Genomic DNA, 18,332 nt, shown 5'->3' with positions numbered 1-18,332 from the left:
GGAACAACGGGTTCATCGAGTCGTTCAACAACCGGCTGCGCGACGAGTGCTTGAACCGCAACTGCTGGCCCACCCTGCTCGAGGCCCGCGTGGTCATCGAGGATTTCAAAGACGACCACAACCACCGACACCGGCACTCAGCACTGCGTTACCGAACCCCGGCCGAGTACGCTGCCCGATGCACCCACCAACATCACCCCGTGGGCTGCGAGATCGACTGACGATCACAACAAGGAACTGGCTCTAGAACTGCCTGGACCGGTTATCGGGGACCTGCCAAGAGCTTGCGAACAACTTTAGTCACAGTAGTAACACTGAACACTTCTGTCCCACGCGCCGCAACTGCTGAAGGCAAAGTGTCACCGGCGCGTGATGTTCTCGTCGATCGAGCGGGGTGACGAACCGGTTCAGTTCGAACCGGCACCGAGCGGTGCTCGGCTCCCGACCGTGACGGCTTCCGCGGCGTCGTCCCGAGGGGCGACCGTCTCCGTCTGCGGGGCTATCGGCGCGGCGTTGGCAGGTGCATTCCTGGCAAGTACCGTGCTGAGCGCTGCGCGGAGAGTCGAGACCGGATCGTCGACCATCGCCACGCTGCGCCACGCGACGTGATGGTCGGGTCGGACGAGTAGCGCACCGTCGGCGCCCACCTCGCGCTGCTGTGTCCATTCCCGCAGGACGTCGTGGTACTCACAACCGACGCCGACGGCCCGCACGTCGAGTTCGATCCCGAATTCCTGTGCCACCTGTGCCGCTGCGGCACGCCAGTCGTCGCCGTTCTCCCCGATGATCAGTGTGAGCGCGCCGTGCCCCGTGATGTCGACGGTCGAGACGCGGCGTCGACCCTGCTCGACCCACGCGTGGGGTAGGCGCGCTCCCGGATGCGTCGTCGGCTGGTAGTAGAGCTCTGCGTCGCGGACATTCTCGGGGTAATCGGTGCCGTCATCGACGATGCACGTCGACGAATAGCGTTGTCCCAGTTCGACTCCGTGCGCGTTGAACTGATAGTTCTGCAGCGCGACGGCACTGTCGAGTTCGCGGCGTCGCTGCGCGCCACGGTCGGTCCCGGAGAACAACTCGTCGAGCATCTTCCAACCGTCCTCCGCGGACTGTCCGGGCTCGAAGCCCAAGGCCTGCGAGATCGGCAGCATGTTGCGCACGCTCTCCATCGCGCGATCAACGACCTGTTCTCCGACGGGTTGGCGCTCCTGGGTGTAGGTGTCGAGGAGTGCAGGTTCGGCGTCGCCACGCAGCACCATCGGGAGCTTCCACGCGAGGTTGAAGGAGTCCTGCACCGAGGTGTTGGTGCCGAGACCGTTCGCAGGCGGGTGCCGGTGAGCGGCGTCGCCTGCGAGGAACACCCGACCCTTGCTGAACGTGTCGGCGATGACGTGGTTGATCTGCCATTTGCTGACGGCCTTGATCCGGATGTCGATCGAGTCGTCGCCGATGGTGGTGCGGGCCCGCTCGATGACCGCCTCCTCGGACGTGTCGGGTTCGCCGTCCTCGGGGTTGTACATGCACAGCAGCACCCATTCCGTCCACGGCTTCACGCAGATCCACGTGCCGCTGCCGACCCAGTAGTCGTTGCCGGGCTGCGCCATCCAGTAGAGCGTTCCAGGGCGATGGGCGGTGTACTGGGTGAGGTCTGCTTCGAGCCAGATGTTCATGGCGGCACCGAGGCCCATCTCTCCGCGCAGCGGGAACTCCATCTGCTGCGCGACCGTCGAACGGCCGCCGTCGGCGCCGATCACATACTTGGCGCGTACCCGATACTCGACGCCTGTCGTGCGTTCGCGCACGATGGCCTCGACGTGATCGCCGGTGTCGGTCAGCGAGACGGCCTCCGTGCTGAACCTGATCTCCGCGCCGAACTCGCGCGCCGCCTGCAGCAGTATCGGTTCGAGGATGTGTTGCGGAATGTTGCACATCTCCGTCGGGCTCGATACCTCGTAGTCGGCGTGCCGCAGCGTCCCCGAACCCCATGACTTCAGCCGGGCGATCTCGGTCCCCGCAAAGCTTGTCGCCCAGACGTTGTTGCCCATGTACTCGTTCGGCACGGCAGCGGCGCGCACGCGGTCGTCGATGCCGAGGTCGCGGAAGACCTCCATCGCACCCTGATTGGTGATGTGGGCGCGTGGTGAGTTCGCGGTGCCGGAGTAGCGGCTGACGGTCAGAGCCCTGACGCCGTACTTGGCGAGCAGTGCTGCTGCGGTCAGGCCAGCCGGCCCTGCGCCGACGATGAGGACATCTGTGGTGACGGTTTCCATCGGAGTCGACCTCCATGGTCGAAGTGCCGGCGTCGTGCCGGAGGGGGTGGATAAGGGGTTTGGGGAGTTATTCGAGCGGGAGTGTCGGGCGTCAGTTGGTCGAGTGTGCGCCGGTCATCATCGCGGCCAGGTCCTCGGGAGCGAGGAAACTCGGGGGAGGTGGCGGTCCCCAATTGAACAGTCCGCGTGCGCCTTCGAGGTCTTCCGGCGTCCACAGCGCATCGTCGGGGATGCAATCCATGTCGGAGTAGTACTCGGAGAAGTTGCCTGCCGGATCCTTCAGATACCAGAAGAAGTTCGAGCCCGCGTGGTGTCGGCCGAGCCCCCATACGTGGCGTTCGGGGTTGCCCTCGAGCATCGCAGCGGCGCCGCGCCCGACGTCGTCGATATCGTCGACCTGCCATGAGGTGTGGTGCAGGTAGGTCACCGGTGAGTTCATGACGAGGATGTTGTGGTGGTCTTGTGAGCAGCGCAGGAACGACCCGTGCCCCTTGATGTGGTCGCTGATCTTGAAGCCGAGTCCGTCGACGAAGAATCGGCAGGTCGCCACGTAGTCGGTGGAACCGAGCACCGCGTGTCCGAGCTTGTGCGGCTTGATCGCGTAGTCGCGCATCACGCCGGGTGCGCGGCCGTACCGTTCGATGCGGCCGGGGCCGTTGTACGGAGTCGGTTCGACACGCTGTTGATTCAGTCTCGGCAGGACTCGCACGGTGGCGCGGAGATCGGCGACCGGTTCGTGGGCGGTCACCTCGTCGCCGTGCCGTTGCGCGAGAAAGCCTTTCGAGACGAGTTCGTGGTGGATGCGGTCGATGTCGTCGAGATCGTCAACGCCGACCGACAGTTCGAGCAGTCGACGCGTCGGCGCGGCGACGATCCGCAGCTGTTCGCCACCCTCGGTGGTCGACAACCAGCCGTCCGAGGTCGGCGTCAGTCCGAATTCCGTGTAGTAGGCGAGTGTGTCATCGACATTCGGTACGCCCATCGTGACCGATGCGAGCCTGTGCAATGGCATCGTCGATCACCGTGTCTCTGCCGTGGCGACGAAGCGCTGCTCGATCTCGCCGATGTCGGCGATCCGAGAGGTGAGGACGTCGCCGTCGGTGAGGAATCGCTGCGGCGTTCTGCCCATGCCGACGCCGGATGGTGTGCCCGTGAAGATGATGTCGCCCGGGAGGAGCGGCGTGATGTGCGACAGACGCGAGACCAGTTGCGGGACAGAGAAGATCATTTCCGACGTCCGGCCCTTCTGCATCTGTTCTCCGTTGACGTCGCAACTGAGCTCGAGGTCGTCGCGGTCGGCGAACTCGTCCGGCGTGACGACGACCGGTCCCATCGGGGCGTACCCCGGGTACGACTTGCCGAGACTGACTGAACTGGGGTGGGTGCGCGTTGAATTGGGTTTCGCGGTCGGAGATGTCCTGGCCGATGGTCAGTCCCGCCACATGATCCCAACCGTCGGCTTCGCTGACACGATGCGCCGCACGGCCGATCACCGCGACCAACTCGACCTCCCAGTCGATCTTGGGGCCCGTCAATTCGACGACGCCGACCGGACCGGCAAGCGACGTGCGGTACTTGGTGAACACGGGCGGGAAGTCGGGGACGTCGTACTTCGACTCCGCTGCGTGCTCGGCGTAGTTGAGGCCGATGGCGAAGACCTGCGCGGGCTCGGGAATCGGATTCTCCAGCGTGGCATCGAAGACGCTGCCGTTGGTGGGGTCGATGTCACGAGCCCAGGCGGCGAAATCGTCCCAGACGTCGTAGATCGCGGTGATCGACGGACCGAACCGTCCGTCGCTGGCCTCGGCGACGTCGATTGCCAGCCGGTGTCCGCTGTCGACCAGCACAGCGCGCTTCTCGAGAACTCCCAGACGCATGATCGCTCACTTCCTCGTATTGCTGCGCATCGATGCCAGGAGGTGATCGGTGTCACAGTCACTCACCTCTGGTCTACTCCCTCATATTCGTCAGTGCAGGTTATTTTCGAAAATATGTCGATCAGACACTGATGCGGATAAAAGTGGGTTATGGTTGTGACCATGGCAACAGCGAAGGCGAAGCAGACGCGAGGCGACCTCGTCTACGCGCAGTTGCGCGGCGAGATCCTCGGCGGCCGTTATCTGCCGGGGGACCGACTGAAGTTCGGGGCGCTCGCCGCGGAATGTGATGCGAGCATGAGTGTGATTCGCGAGGCACTCACTCGGTTGTCACTGGAGGGGCTCGTCACCAACGAACCCAACGTCGGGTACGCGGTCACCGAGATTTCCATTCCTCGTCTACGTGAGCTGACAGACGCGCGCCTCGAACTCGAGGGACTGGTGTTCGGCCGTGCCATCGGCGACGGCGACCTCGCATGGGAGTCATCGGTCGTCGCTGCTCATCACCGTATGGTCGGTACGCGCTACCTCACCGACGACGATCCGGTCCGCGTGACCGATGACTGGGCCTTGGCGCACGCGGCGTTTCACCGCGCACTGCTCGACGGGTGTGGGAACAAGAAGCTCCTACAGTTGGCCAACGGGCTGCGCGACGAGGCCGAGCTCTATCGCCGGTGGTCGCAGCCCCTGGGTCGGGAGAAGAATCGCGATCTCGACGGCGAGCATCGTCGAATGATGGAGTTGGCGCTCGCGCGCGACGCCGACGGCGCAGTGACCGCGCTGCGCGATCACATCGCGCACACCACGGAGTTGCTCGTCGAGAGCGACATCGCCGTGCACAGCGCCGTCACCCTGTGACCGCTCTCGACACCTAGCCGCTGTCTGCGTCCGACGAGACGGGCAGCGAGCGGGGAAGCGTTTCGCCCCGGAAGAACGCCGGCTGTCGCATGCGTAGGTAGAGCATCACGAAGAGTCCGAGCACCAGCAATCCGAAACCGATGTAGAAGACAAGTCCGACGCCGAATATCGAAGCGCCACTACCGTTGTCGGGATTCATGCTCTCGCCGACCGAGATGACGAACACCACGATCAGTGCGGCACCGCCCAACAGCGGGAACAAGAACTTGAAGAAGAAGTTGTGCACGGATGAGAAGAGCTCGCGACGGATGTACCAGACGCACGCGAACGCCGTGATGCCGTAGTACCAGCAGATCATGATGCCCAGCGCTGCGATGGTGTCGATCAAAGTGCGCTCGGACAGGAGTGTCACCGCCGTGTAGAAGACCGCTGTGACGATGCCGGCGACGAGCGCCGCGAACGACGGTGACAGGAAGCGCGGGCTGATCTCGGCGACCTTCTTCGGAAAAGCTCCGTAGCTGCCCATGGCGAGCATGGTGCGCGCGACAGGCAGGAAGGTTGTCTGCAGGCTGGCGATCGACGAGACCAGGATTGCGGCGAACAGCAGGACGCCGCCCCATCGTCCCAGGATCGGATCGGCCAGTGCGCCAAAGACATTCTCGGCGTTGTTCTCGTTGCCCAACCCGACCCCGTCGGTGCCGACGCCCGCATACATCATCACCGCGACCGCCACGAGCAGATAGGTGAGGAGGATCGACATCACGCACAGCAGCCCGGCACGCCCCGGGGTGCGTTTGGGATCTTTGGATTCCTCGCCGAGCGTGAGGCAGGTGTCCCAACCCCAGAAGGCGAAGATCGATCCGGTGAGCCCGACCGCGAAGGCGGAGATGGTCAGCCCGGTAAACGGATTGAACCAGTCGATGTCGAAATGTAGTCCCGCGGGCGCGGATCCGTCGGCGACTTTGACGAACGCGATGATGGCGAACGCGAACAACACGATGAGCTGAAAACCGACCAGTACGTACTGAAGTCGTTCGCTCGTGGTGATCCCGCGCATCGATACCCACGTGGCTATCGCGAGGAGCACCAGCGTCGTCACGATGTTCACGAGCTTGTTGGTGCCGAGATCGGCGATCGACGGCTTGTCGAAGATCTGGGCGATGATCAGGTAGAAGAACTGCACGCCGATCGCCGCGAGATTCGACAACACGATGATGGTCGCCACGACCATTCCCCAGCCGCACATCCAGCCCACGTACGGTCCGAATGCCTTGGTGGACCAGGTGAACGACGCTCCGCAGTCGGGGGTGTCCTTGTTGAGTTCCCGGTAGGCGTATGCGGTGAGGAACATCGGGATGAAACCGGCGATGAAGATCGCGGGCATCTTGAGGCCGACCGCCGCGACGATCAGTCCGATGCTCGCGGTGAGCGTGTAGCCGGGGGCCACCGTCGAAATCCCGAGGACGGCGCCCGAGAACACCCCTACCTTCCCCGACGCGAGTCCCTTGCTGTTCGTTTCGATGGTGACAGGGTTCGACGCGCCTGGGTCAGACGTGTTCGGGTCGGACGTGCTCGGGGTGGACGGCGCAGGGTCGGGCGATTCGGTTGGCGACGATGGGGACGAACTCATCTCTGCAGATCTCCGGTGTCAGGCGCCGCGGGGGACGACGATCATGGGAACGGCGAGCACCCGCAGCATCTTGGCCGCGGTGGACCCGAGGAACAGGTGGAATGGCTGCGCGAGTCGGCTCGAACCGACATAGATGAGGTCGCCCGGTTCCCAATCCAGCGACGCCGCAGCATCTTCGACGGTCTTGCCGGTCGCGATGGCGGTGGTGACCGGATGCCCGTCCGGCAGGTCGGCACGCGCTGCGGCGACAGTGCGTTCGAGGTGCTCGTTCACCACGCGGCGGGCCTCGGAATCCTTCGTCGGATCGCTCGAGAGGCCGTCGTCGACGGGCAGCAGCGACAACAATCGGAGCGGGACGTCGGCGGCCGTGCACGCCCGCGTCGCCGCCTGCAACAGCGCTTCGACGCCCGGTCGTCGACCCACCGCGCACGTGATGCGCGTAACCGGCGAGACGATTTCGCGTAGGCCCCGGGGAGTCACCGCAACCGGGGTGCCCGAGGTGTGCACGAGATCGGTCACAACGGAACCGAGCGTGTGACGCCCGAGGATTCCGCCTCCGGACCCGCCGACGACGATCATCGACGAGTTCAGCCGTGTCGCCTCGATCGACAGGCCCTCCGCGGCGTTCTCATACTCGGCGACATAGCCTTCGCCGTCGACACCGTCGGGCAATGTGCGCAGCGCTTCGTCGAGCCAGGTCGCGGCCTGTCTGTCCAGGATCTCCTGGAAGTCGCCCGGCGCCACGGCCTGTTCGGCCGGTGTGGACGGCGGCACCACCAGACAGATCTTCAGGTCGGCGTCGAAGGATTGGGCCAACTGTGCGCCCAAGGCCAGTGCATCCTCGCCGCCGGGGGTTGCGAGGTAGGCGACCAGCAGGTTGGGCCTGGGGTTGGTCATGGTGATGCGCTCCGTTCGGTCGGCTCGGGAGGGTGGCGCCAGCAGGGTACGAGCGGTTCGAGATTCACGGCAGTGGACTCACTGTGCGCTGGGCCACTTCCGGGCGCACTGGCCAGAATGTCCTGCGCCCAAGAGGTACGCAGGACATTCTGGCCAGTCAAACGGAGGGACTCGACGACTCGTCAGCTCAGGTGGTGGACCTCCTGCAGGTCGTAGACGGGGGTGTCGATGCCCTCGAAACGCGCCTTGAGTTGCAGCGCGAGGTACAGCGAGTAGTGGCGGGACTGGTGCAGGTTGCCGCCGTGGAACCACAGGCCCGGCTGTTGGGTCGGCTTCCACATGTTGCGTTGCTCGCCCTCCCATGGCCCGGGGTCCTTGGTGGTGTCGGAGCCGAGTCCCCACACCTTGCCCACCCGATCGGCGACATCCTGACCGATCAGGTCGGCCGCCCATCCGTTCATCGAGCCGTACCCGGTTGCGTAGACCACGACGTCTGCCGGAAGCTCTGTGCCGTCGGCGAGCACCACGGAGTTCTCGGTGAGGTGATCGACCTGTCCGTGAGCGAGCTTGATGGTGCCGTCGGCGACCAGCTCGCACGCACCGACGTCAATGTAGTAGCCCGAGCCGCGACGCAGGTACTTCATGAACAGTCCCGAGTCGTCGTCGCCGAAGTCGAGGTCGAATCCCGCAGCTTCAAGCCGAGCGTAGAAGTCCTTGTCGCGCTCACGGATCTGGTCGTAGAGCGGGATCTGGAACTCGTGCATGATCCGGTAGGGCAGCGAGGCGAACGTGAGGTCGGCCTTCTTCGTCGTCATGCCCGACGCCACTGCCTGCTCGCTGTAGAGCGCACCGAGGCCGATCTCCATGAGTGAGTCCGACTTCACGATGTGTGTCGACGATCGCTGGATCATCGTGGTGTCGATCCCGTTCTCCACCAACGCTTTACAGATGTCGTGTGCCGAGTTGTTGGCACCGACCACGACGACGCGTTTGCCCGCGAAGCCGTCGGGTCCCGGGTGCTGACTCGAGTGGTGCTGCTCGCCGGCGAACACGTCCTGGCCGGAGAAGGACGGGACGTTGGGCTTGCCCGACATTCCGGTCGCGAGGACGAGCTGGGTCGGGGTGAGTGTGAGGTGCTCCCCGTCGCGATCGACCTCGACGGTCCAGTGTCCGGCCTGCTCGTCGTAGCTCGCCGACGTGCAGGTGGTCTTCGACCAATAGGGAACCTCCATGACGCGCGTATAGAACTCGAGCCAGTCGCCGATTTTGTCCTTGGGCGCGAAGACGGGCCAGTTCTCGGGGAAGGGGAGGTAGGGCAGGTGGTCGTACCAGACCGGATCGTGCAGACACAGCGTCTTGTACCGTCCGCGCCACTGGTCGCCCGGTCGGTCGTGACTGTCGACGACGATCGACGGAACGCCGAGTTGCCGCAGCCGCGCACCGAGCGCGATGCCACCCTGGCCGCCGCCGACGACGAGCACATAGGGCTGGCTCGATCGACCGAGCTCCGCCTCCTCGGCCTCGCGGCGTTCGGCCCACGACCGTGCGTCGGGCTCGGACCCGTGTACCGCGCCCAGCACTCTGCTCGCGCCGCGGCGCTCCTCGTACCCCGTCAGTTCCTGGAGGGTGGTGAGCAGTGTCCAGGCCTCGTCGCGGTCGTCGTCACCGTCGGCCGTCCGTCGGAGCCGCAGCAAGCCTTCGCCGCGACCCGTTGCGGTCTCGAACTCGAGAAACGCGGTCACCACGCCGTCGTCCTCGGTCGGGGTCTCGGTGGCGGTGAACGACTCCGGGTCGGTGTCGTCGAGGCGCGCTGTGAGCATGTCCGCGAGCTGCTCGCGCCCCTCGACGGTTTTGAGATTCCACGTGAAGGCCACGAGGTCACGCCAGTAGCAGTCGGTCGCGAACATCGAGGTCGCCGCGGCGATGTCGCGTGATCGAAGTGCCGATTCGAAGTCGGCGAGCCAGCGGTCGACGCGTTCGGCCGGTGTCCGATGGGTCGTCTCGTCTCGTCCGGTGGTCGGCGTGGACGTATGGGGTTCAAGCGTCTGAGTCATTGCTTCTCCTCATCTCTGCCGGTCCGTTGGGCCCGGCGGGTGTGATGCACAGCACACTCGGGAGTGGGTGGGGTGGGCAAGGGTTGCAGCGGGTTGCATCCGCGGAGTTCTTTGCGGTCCGACTGTGATCGGGAGCACAATCTCTGGTGATGACCGCTACATCACCAGCCAGAGCGGGCGAGCCCGCAGTCGGCGCGGGCGACGACCCGCGGCACTATGCCGCCGTCCTCGCCGCCGTGTACGACGCCGCGATGTCGGGCAATCGCCCGCCGGCGCGTCCGCGCGACGTGATCGGCGAGTCCTGGCGACGAGTCCTGCACGCGGGTGTCGACCCGGAGCGCGGCAGCGCGGAGAATCTCATCGGTGCCGCAGACCTCGAGGCGCGTCGTGCACAGTCGCCGCTGACACTCGTTCTCGACGATCTGACCGGCAGACTCGACGCCGTGATCGCCGACGGCGACAACATTCTCGTGATCGCCGACGCCGCGGGACACGTCCTCTGGCGCGGAGGTCAGACCCGCGTGTTGCACCGGGCAGATCGTCTCGGATTCGTCGAGGGCGCGGATTGGGGAGAGCGGTCCGTCGGCACCAACGCCATTGGAACCGCGTTGATGTCCGGAGGCCCCGTGCAGGTTTTCTCCGCCGAGCACTTCGTTCGAACACACCACACCTGGACGTGCACGGGTGCGCCGATCCGCGACCCGAGAACGGATGCGGTGCTCGGCGTCGTCGACGTCAGTGGCCCTGCCGCAACCATTCACCCGACGACGCTGGCGCTCGTGAGTGCAGTTGCGAAACTCGCCGAATCTCAACTGCGCGAACATCATCGACGCAGGCTCGACGAGCTGAGGGCGATCGCGGCTCCGATCCTCGCGCGTTCGTCCGGGCCTGCGCTCGCCGTCGACGCCGACGGTTGGGTGGCGGCGGTCGACTCGGTTGCACCGTGCTCGCGACTGGCACTACCGCGAAGCCCGCAACCCGGGCGCGCGTGGTTGCACGCGCTGGGCGCGTGCGAGTTCGAACCGTTGCCCGGTGGATGGCTCGTGCGCGTCGCCGACGACCGCGACCCGACGACGACACTCGTCGAACTCGATCTCGCAGGCGATCACCCGCCGACAGTGCGGGTATCGGGCGCGACGGGCTCGTGGACCCACCGTCCGTCGCCGCGGCACGCGGAGATTCTGGCGTTGCTCGCCGCCCACCCCGACGGGTTGAGTGCAGCCGCGATGTCGGAGCAACTCTTCGGCACCGACGACCGCACCGTGACCGTGCGTGCCGAGATGTCGCGTCTGCGAAGGAGTCTCGGCGGCGTGCTCAGCGCGAATCCGTACCGGTTCGCCCCAGGCGTCGACATCACGTCTGTCGACGACTCGGCGCGGTCACTCGACCGGTGAATCCTCGACCCGTGAACCTCCGCGGGTTACGGTCGGTGCGTGACGATTTCGCATGTGGATGGCTACCTTCGCAAGATCATGTCCGACTGCGTGGACGATCGGACGGGGGAGGTGGCCGACTACATCCCCGAACTCGCGGCGGTTGATCCCGACGGCTACGGGCTCTCGGTCGCCATGCACGACGGCTATCTCTACTCGCTCGGTGACTCGGGGACCGCGTTCACCATCCAGTCGGTGTCCAAGCCGCTGACCTACGCGATGGCGCTGAGCCGATTGGGCCCGACGGAGGTCGACGCGAAGATCGGTGTCGAGCCGTCGGGTGAGGCGTTCAACCAGATCAGCGTCGACTCGCGCCGGCGTCCCAAGAACGCGATGATCAACGCGGGTGCGATCGTCGCATCGTCGTTGCTCCTTCCGCCGGTTCGCGACGTCGATCCCGATGTCGTGGAGAAGACCTTCGAGGAGATCCTCGCCTTCTACTCGGCATGCGCGGGACGACAGTTGACCCTGAACGAGAGCGTCTTCGAGTCGGAGGCGGCGACTGGGTCGCGTAACCGCGCGATCGCCTACATGCTCGACAGCTTCGGCGGACTCGACACCCACCCCGACGCCGCGATCGCGCTCTATTTTCGTCAGTGCGCGATCGATGTCACCACCAGCGACCTCGCCGTCATGGGTACGACGATCGCCTGCGGTGGGGCCAACCCGCGCACGGGACGGCGAGTGTTCAGCCAGGAGGTCGCACAGCGGTTGCTGAGCGTGATGACCACGTGCGGCATGTACGACGCCGCGGGCGACTGGGTGACGGCAGTCGGAATGCCTGCGAAAAGTGGTGTGGGAGGCGGCATCCTGGCGGTGCTGCCCGGCCAGCTGGGCATCGGTGTCTACTCGCCTCGACTTGATGAGCACGGCAACAGCGTGCGCGGCGTCGACACGTGCGAGCACCTGTCGACCGACCTCGGGCTCCACATGTTCAACGTGACCCGCGAGAACCGGGTCGCGATCAGAGCGACCTACGACATCGCCGACTTCTCCGTCGGCGACGACTGGACGGAGGAGGAGCGCAGCTTCCTGCGCACCTGCCGCGACCGTGTCCGAGTGTACGAGTTGCAGGGCGACCTGACGTTCGGCAGCGCGGAGAGCGCACTGCGGCGCGTCGAGGAGGACATCGAGCGTGTCGACGTCGTGATCATCGAGATCTCGCGTGTCGGGGTGATCGATCCGGTTGCCCGCACGATGATGCTCGCCGTCAAGAACTCGGCCGACGACAACGGTAAACGCATCATTCTCGTCGACCCCGACGGCGAGGTGCGCGCGAGTGTCGAGCGACACCGGTCGGACTCCTTCGTCCACAACCTCGCCGTACCGGCCCAGTTGCAGGGACTCGATCCCACGCTCCCGCACGTGCACTCGTCCATGGCCGACGCCGTCGACGACGCCGAACAGTTCCTGCTGAAGCACTACCGCAACGCCTGACGCGGCGCCGTGGTGGCTCGCCGGGGGTCGGGGGTCGTGTTGGTCAACGCGCGCGGCCGATAAGCTGCCCGGTGTGCGTCTGGTGATCGCGGAATGCCAAGTGGACTACGTCGGCCGACTGACGGCTCATCTGCCCATGGCCAAACGGTTGCTGCTCATCAAGTCCGACGGCTCGGTGAGCGTGCATGCCGACGATCGCGCCTACAAACCGCTGAACTGGATGAGTCCGCCCTGCTGGTTGACCGAGGCGCAGGTTCCCGACGAGGTCGCAGCGCTGCATGAGTCGGTCGAGGCGTACTGGGTGGTGACCAACAAGGCCGGCGAGGAGCTGCGCATCACGCTCGCGTCGATAGAGCACGACTCGTCGCATGAACTGGGCATCGATCCCGGCCTGGTCAAGGACGGCGTCGAGGCGCACCTGCAGGAGTTGCTCGCCGAGCACGTCGAGACGCTCGGACCCGGTCACACGCTGATCAGGCGCGAGTACATGACGGCAATCGGGCCCGTCGACATTCTGTGCAGGGATGCGCAGGGTGCGACCGTCGCCGTCGAGATCAAACGTCGCGGCGAGATCGACGGCGTCGAACAACTGACCCGTTACCTCGAACTCCTCAACCGCGATCCGTTGCTCGCACCCGTCAGTGGCGTCTTCGCGGCCCAGCAGATCAAACCACAGGCGCGCACGCTGGCGACCGACCGCGGAATCCGTTGCGTCGTCCTGGATTACGACGCTCTGCGGGGAGCGGAGAGTACCGAGTTCCGGTTGTTCTGAGGCGCCGCGGCGTCAGTCGCCCGTGCTGAAGCGGGCGCGCTCGGACAGTATCCGGTTGAGCAGTTCGGAGTCGTCGGCATCCGACAACGACGTGTAGTCGATGTCTTCGGCAGGACGCAGCGTGTCGGGGAACGTGTCGAACTCGCGCTGGATCTCGTTGAGCTTCTTGCGGATCTCCTCGAACTCCTCAAGGACCTGCGTGCGCGCGTCGTCGGCCTTCGCCGAGAGATTGCGGGCGCCCGCCAGTCGCTCGATGGCGATGTCGCGGGCGGTGTCGCGAATCTGCTTGGCCTCGGCCAATGCTTGTCGACGCTCCTCGGCGAGGGTCATGTCGTGGTGGCGGCGTTCCTCGGTGCGCGTCTGCTTGCTCTGTCGCGCCAGTTCGTCGGCGTCCGCATGAGCCTTGGCGACCAGTTGGGAGGCCTGGGTACGTGCCGCGTTCATCGTCGCCGTGTGCTCGGCTTCCATCGCCGCTGCGCGTTCGCTGCACAACCGGTCCGACTCCGCGGCGTCGGCCTTTGCCTTGGCGTGGATCGACTCCGCGTCGGTGCGTAGGTCAGATGCGTGCTGTTCCGCCTCGGCGACGATGCCGGACGCCTTGTTCTCGGCGTCAGCCACGATCGATTCAGCCCTGGCCTGTGCCTCGGACAGGATTCGGTCGGCATCTTCACGTGAGTTCTTGCCGAGTTCCGCTGCTTCCTGACGCGCCACCGACACCGTCTCGGCGGCCTCGGCGCCTGCTTCTGCGCGCATCTCCGACGCCTCGTCGGACGCGAGCTGCAGCATGCGACTCAATCGTTCGCTCATGCCCTGGGCCGTCGTGGGTGGCACAGACAGGGTGTCGACCTCGCGGCGGAGTTCCTCGATCGTCGCGCGGGCCTCGTGCAGATGCGCGGCGAGTTCTTGCGCGTTGGCGGTCGCGGCGTCGCGGTCGGCGGCGAGGACTCGCAGGTCGGCGTCGATGCGTCGGAAACGCTCGGCGACCTGCTCGCGATCGTATCCGCGCATGACGACGGCGAACGGGAGTTGCTGCCTCGGAGCCTGGCTCGACATGGTTCGACAGTCTAGTCGGCCGTGCTGTGGCGGTGCTGTGTCTGGTACGAGCGCGTGTGCGCCTCGGCAAATATTTGCCGTGGACGCGGAAGTGCGCGGGTCAGTGCGTCGAAGCGCTGTGGTCGGCCGCGGGTTCGACGAGCTCGAGCAGCACGCCGCCAGCATCCTTCGGATGAACGAAGTTGATTCGCGAGTCGGCCGTGCCGCGTCGCGCCTCCGGATACAGAACGCGGACCCCTGCGGACGTCAGGCGGGACACCACCTCGTCGACGTCGGTGACCCGTACGGCGAGCTGCTGCAAGCCTGGTCCATTGCGATCGAGGAACTTGGCGATCGTCGACGACTCGGACGCCGGTGCGAGCAGTTGGATGACCGCGCCTGTGCCCGAGTCCGCGGGTCCGATCATCGCCTCCTCGACGCCCTGCTCCTCGTTCTTCTCCTGGTGCAGGGTGACGAAGCCCAGATGGTCGGCGTACCACTGCTTCGCGGCGTCGAGATCGGGCACCGCGATACCGACGTGGTCGATGGCCACCACAAGGTCGGAGATGAGTGCCGTCGCGCCGGCGGAGCCGACCGCGGCTGCGGTTTCGGAATCAGATGCAACTGCCGATTCGACGGGGGGCACGGATGATGAGGGCGTCATGCGATAAAGGTAACGTTTAAGGCGTCATACGAACAGAGCGACCGCTCGGTTGGTCGCTGCCCAGTACTTGGAGGTCCTCATGTCCCCGGCAACAGATCAGGCGACGTCGGTGATCGTCGCCGGCGCGCGCACGCCGTTCGGTCGGCTCCTCGGCTCGCTGAAGGGTTTCAGCGGTGTCGATCTCGGTGCGATCGCCATCAAGGCTGCGCTCGAACGCGGAGGCGTCCCGGCGTCGGCTGTCGACTACGTGATCATGGGCCAGGTGCTCACCGCAGGCGCGGGACAGATGCCCGCACGCCAGACATCGGTGAAAGCCGGAATCGGGTGGGACGTTCCCGCGCTGACCATCAACAAGATGTGCTTGTCCGGCATCGACTCGATCGCGCTGGCCGACCAGCTCATCCGTGCCGGTGAGTTCGAGTGCGTCGTGGCCGGTGGCCAGGAGTCCATGACCCAGGCGCCGCACCTGCTGCCGGGAAGCCGCAGCGGATTCAAGTACGGCAACACCGAGCTCGTGGACCACACCGCATTCGACGGCCTCTACGACGCCTTCACCGATCAGCCGATGGGTGCGCTGACCGAGCAGGGCAACGACACCGGTGGCTTCACCCGCGCCGAGCAGGACGAGTTCGCCGCGCGTAGCCACCAGCTCGCCGCGACCGCGTGGAAGAACGGACTCTTCGCCGACGAGGTCGTTCCCGTGAGCATCCCGCAGCGCAAGGGCGACCCGATCGAATTCTCCGAGGACGAGGGTATTCGCGCCGACACCACTGCCGATACTCTCGCGGGACTGCGCCCGGCATTCCGCAAGGACGGCACCATCACCGCGGGCAACTCGTCACAGATCTCCGACGGCGGCGCCGCCGTCGTCGTGATGAGCAAGGCGAAGGCCGCAGAACTCGGCCTGACCCCGCTCGCCGAGATCGGTCCGCACGGAGTGGTTGCGGGCCCCGACTCCTCGCTGCAGCTCCAGCCGGCCAACGCCATCGAAAAGGCTTGTGCGCGAGCGGGAATCACGCCAGCCGATCTCGACCTCGTTGAGATCAACGAGGCGTTCGCCGCGGTCGGACTGGCCTCGACCAAGGCGCTCGGCATCAACCCCGACATCGTCAACGTCAACGGTGGGGCCATCGCGATCGGCCATCCCATCGGGACGTCCGGAGCACGCATCACGCTGCACCTCGCGCTGGAACTGCAGCGTCGGGGCGGGGGCGTCGGTGTTGCTGCGCTCTGCGGCGCGGGCGGTCAGGGTGACGCGCTCATCATTCGCGTGCCCAAGGCCTGAGGAAACTTCACCACGTTCGTGATCACGGATGCCTACTACGCCCTGTCGTAGTAGGCATCCGTGTCAGGCACAATGGGTTATATGAGGCAATTCTTCGACCTGTCCACCCCGGCCAAGCGTTTCCGGTTCGTCGCCGTACTCGAGGCAATCACCTGGGCCGCGCTGTTGGTGGCGATGTTCTTCAAGTGGGTGCTCGGGTACACCGAGGCCGTCGCGGTTCCCGGCATGGTGCACGGCATCGTCTTCGTCGTCTTCGTTCTGATCTCGATCGTCACCGCGGTGTCGTTGCGGTGGAGCCTCTCGGTTACCGCGCTCGCGCTGATCTCCAGCATCCCGCCGTTCGGCACGCTGGTGTTCGAGTGGTGGGCACGCCGCAACGGGCACCTGGCCGAGCTGTCGGGGCAGGTCGACGCCGAGTCGACGCCCCAGTACGCGGCCTGATGTCCCAGTACGCGGCCTGATGTCCCAGTACGCGGCCTGACTTCCCGGTAAGCGACCCTGGTCGCTTCCGATTCCGCATCACTTGCAGAGGAGCCGACCATGATCGCCGCATTCAGTCTCACACCGTCGGGTGGCGACGCCGTCGGCGACGACGGCGGCATGAGCGAAGCCGTCGCGGCGGCCGTGCGGGTGGTGCGCGAATCAGGTCTTCCGCACCAGACCACCGCGATGTTCACCTACGTCGAGGGCGACTGGGACGCGGTGATGGACGTGATCAAACGCGCCACCGACGCGGTCGGCGAACTCGCCCCGCGTGTGGGCCTCGTCATCAAGGCCGACATCCGCCCCGGCCACACCGACGAACTGACCGGCAAGGTCGACCGGGTGATGCGACATCTGTCCTGACTCGGCCCGCGCGCCTGCTCGACGATCCACGCTGACGCGTGCGCGCGGTGCGGTCTCGGCGATCTTCTGTCTGAACGGCTTTCTCGCAGCGCTGTGGGTTGCCCACATTCCCGTCATCACCGCACACACGGGGACGTCGCACGAGCAACTCGGTGGGCTTCTGCTGTTGCTCGGCGGCTCGGCGTTCGTCGGCATGCAGGTCAGCGGGCATGCTCTCGACAGATACGGTTCGCGCACCACGACTTTGGTCGCGGCGACGCTGCTGTGTCCGGTCATGATCGGGCCCGCGGTGGCGTCGAATACCGGTCAGCTCGCCGTCGCGCTCGTGCTCTTCGGGTTCGTCAACGGCAGCCTCGACGTCTCGATGAACGCCCAGGCTGTCGCGGTTGAACGGGCTTATCGCCGCCCGATCATGTCGTCGTTTCACGGATTCTTCTCGCTCGGCGGCCTTGCCGGGTCGCTCGTCGTCGCCGCGACGTTGTGGGCGCAGGTCGGCGTCGTTGCGACAGTCGGGGTGTCGGCGCTACTCGGGCTGGTGCTGGTCGCGGTGTGTGCTCGCTCGCTGGTCGCGCCGGATGGTGGGGGATTGATCGAAGCGGCCTCGGCGTCGGACGCAGGTGGGCCGACAGACGACGATGCGTCGACGACAGGCGCGCGTTGGTGGCACGGACTGGACCTGCGTCGACTGGCAATCCTCGCGGCCGTGGCGTTCGCACTCATGCTGGCCGAGGGAACGGCATACGACTGGAGTGCGCTGCAGATCGTCGAGGATTTCGGTACGCGTGACGCGGTCGGCGCTGTGGCGTTCGGGGCGTTCAGTGCCGCGATGACGATCGCCCGCTTCGGCATCGACCCGATCGCTGCGCGGCTCGGCCCCGTCTGGGTGGTGCGGGTGGGTTCGGCGCTCGGCATCTGTGGAATCACCCTGGCGATTCTCGCTCCCGAACCGGTCATCGCAATCGTCGGCTGGACCATCTTCGGCGTCGGTCTCGCCGGGCTGATCCCGCAGATCTTCACGGCTGCAGGCAATCTCACGACGTCGTCGAGCGGACGTGCCATCTCTACCGTCGTCGGCTGCGGCTACCTCGGAATGCTGTCGGGACCCGCGATCGTCGGGTTCATCGCGGGTCACTCGGGGGTGTCGGTCGGCCTGACACCCGTCATCGGTGCGCTTGTCTTCGCGTTGGTGGCAGCACGGGTCGTACGTCCGGCTGCACGACCGGTGAGTCGTCGGGACGTCCGTGACACACTAGAGGGGTGACACGACCGACCCCCAGGCC

General features: G+C 65.8%; 16 protein-coding genes and 1 pseudogene. 9 read left to right on the top strand and 8 right to left on the bottom strand.

Features of this window, described 5'->3' with window-relative positions; genetic code table 11:
* The coding region (locus A5785_RS12160; protein ID WP_156528040.1) for an integrase core domain-containing protein at positions 1-221 on the top strand (221 nt) is incomplete at its 5' end.
* Between the two features lie 186 nt (positions 222-407).
* On the opposite strand, the gene A5785_RS12155 is transcribed toward A5785_RS12160, so the two are convergent.
* From A5785_RS12155 to A5785_RS12145, 3 genes and pseudogenes are all read right to left on the bottom strand, one after another.
* On the bottom strand, positions 408-2,267 hold the full coding sequence (locus A5785_RS12155; RefSeq protein WP_064866679.1) for an FAD-dependent monooxygenase: 1,860 nt from the start codon (positions 2,265-2,267) through the stop codon (positions 408-410).
* 91 nt (positions 2,268-2,358) lie between these two features.
* Entirely contained in the window at positions 2,359-3,279 is a 921-nt protein-coding gene (locus A5785_RS12150) for a VOC family protein (protein WP_064866677.1), read from the bottom strand.
* Positions 3,280-3,285: 6 nt separating this feature from the next.
* Positions 3,286-4,144 (bottom strand): annotated as a pseudogene (locus A5785_RS12145) (fumarylacetoacetate hydrolase family protein).
* 162 nt (positions 4,145-4,306) lie between these two features.
* On the opposite strand from A5785_RS12145, the gene A5785_RS12140 reads away from it, so the two are divergent.
* Entirely contained in the window at positions 4,307-5,002 is a 696-nt protein-coding gene (locus A5785_RS12140; protein ID WP_039854092.1) for a GntR family transcriptional regulator, read from the top strand.
* Between the two features lie 13 nt (positions 5,003-5,015).
* Here A5785_RS12140 and A5785_RS12135 read toward each other — a convergent pair whose 3' ends face one another.
* The 3 genes from A5785_RS12135 to A5785_RS12125 all read right to left on the bottom strand — a co-directional run bounded on the left by A5785_RS12135 (position 5,016) and on the right by A5785_RS12125 (position 9,583).
* Positions 5,016-6,632 (bottom strand): APC family permease, encoded by a 1,617-nt coding sequence (locus tag A5785_RS12135; protein ID WP_005201736.1) that lies wholly within the window; start codon positions 6,630-6,632, stop codon positions 5,016-5,018.
* 18 nt (positions 6,633-6,650) lie between these two features.
* Positions 6,651-7,529, bottom strand: coding sequence for a universal stress protein (locus A5785_RS12130; RefSeq protein ID WP_005201735.1), 879 nt, complete (start codon positions 7,527-7,529; stop codon positions 6,651-6,653).
* A 182-nt stretch (positions 7,530-7,711) separates the two neighbouring features.
* Complete coding sequence (locus A5785_RS12125) at positions 7,712-9,583, bottom strand: NAD(P)/FAD-dependent oxidoreductase (RefSeq protein ID WP_005201734.1); 1,872 nt, start codon at positions 9,581-9,583, stop codon at positions 7,712-7,714.
* Positions 9,584-9,732: 149 nt separating this feature from the next.
* Between A5785_RS12125 and A5785_RS12120 the strand changes: the two genes are divergently transcribed.
* The 3 genes from A5785_RS12120 (at position 9,733) to nucS (ending at position 13,225) form a co-directional block, all read left to right on the top strand.
* The gene (locus tag A5785_RS12120; RefSeq protein ID WP_064866675.1) at positions 9,733-10,977 is read left to right on the top strand and encodes a helix-turn-helix domain-containing protein; all 1,245 of its coding nucleotides are present in this window, start codon (positions 9,733-9,735) and stop codon (positions 10,975-10,977) included.
* 39 nt (positions 10,978-11,016) lie between these two features.
* Positions 11,017-12,453, top strand: a complete 1,437-nt coding sequence (gene glsA, locus A5785_RS12115; RefSeq protein WP_039854079.1) for a glutaminase A — start codon at positions 11,017-11,019, stop codon at positions 12,451-12,453.
* Positions 12,454-12,526: 73 nt separating this feature from the next.
* A complete protein-coding gene (nucS, locus tag A5785_RS12110; protein ID WP_005201730.1) occupies positions 12,527-13,225 on the top strand; it encodes an endonuclease NucS in 699 nt (232 codons plus the stop codon).
* Positions 13,226-13,237: 12 nt separating this feature from the next.
* Here the strand turns inward: nucS and A5785_RS12105 are convergent, their stop codons facing one another.
* Both A5785_RS12105 and mce read right to left on the bottom strand, forming a co-directional pair.
* On the bottom strand, positions 13,238-14,278 hold the full coding sequence (locus tag A5785_RS12105; protein WP_005201729.1) for a hypothetical protein: 1,041 nt from the start codon (positions 14,276-14,278) through the stop codon (positions 13,238-13,240).
* Between the two features lie 100 nt (positions 14,279-14,378).
* On the bottom strand, positions 14,379-14,921 hold the full coding sequence (gene mce / locus A5785_RS12100; RefSeq protein ID WP_005201727.1) for a methylmalonyl-CoA epimerase: 543 nt from the start codon (positions 14,919-14,921) through the stop codon (positions 14,379-14,381).
* 79 nt (positions 14,922-15,000) lie between these two features.
* Between mce and A5785_RS12095 the strand changes: the two genes are divergently transcribed.
* From A5785_RS12095 to A5785_RS12080, 4 genes are all read left to right on the top strand, one after another.
* Positions 15,001-16,206, top strand: coding sequence for an acetyl-CoA C-acetyltransferase (locus A5785_RS12095; protein ID WP_064866687.1), 1,206 nt, complete (start codon positions 15,001-15,003; stop codon positions 16,204-16,206).
* Positions 16,207-16,278: 72 nt separating this feature from the next.
* On the top strand, positions 16,279-16,647 hold the full coding sequence (locus A5785_RS12090) for a DUF3817 domain-containing protein (protein ID WP_039854076.1): 369 nt from the start codon (positions 16,279-16,281) through the stop codon (positions 16,645-16,647).
* Positions 16,648-16,746: 99 nt separating this feature from the next.
* Entirely contained in the window at positions 16,747-17,052 is a 306-nt protein-coding gene (locus A5785_RS12085; protein WP_064866673.1) for a thiamine-binding protein, read from the top strand.
* 31 nt (positions 17,053-17,083) lie between these two features.
* Positions 17,084-18,313: an MFS transporter gene (locus A5785_RS12080; protein ID WP_082946566.1), complete on the top strand. Its 1,230-nt coding sequence runs from the start codon at positions 17,084-17,086 to the stop codon at positions 18,311-18,313.
* Positions 18,314-18,332: the final 19 nt, after the last annotated feature.

It is taken from the genome of Gordonia sp. 852002-50395_SCH5434458 (genome assembly GCF_001665905.1).
GTDB lineage: Bacteria > Actinomycetota > Actinomycetes > Mycobacteriales > Mycobacteriaceae > Gordonia > Gordonia jacobaea.
This window is presented reverse-complemented; position numbering and strand designations above follow the sequence as displayed.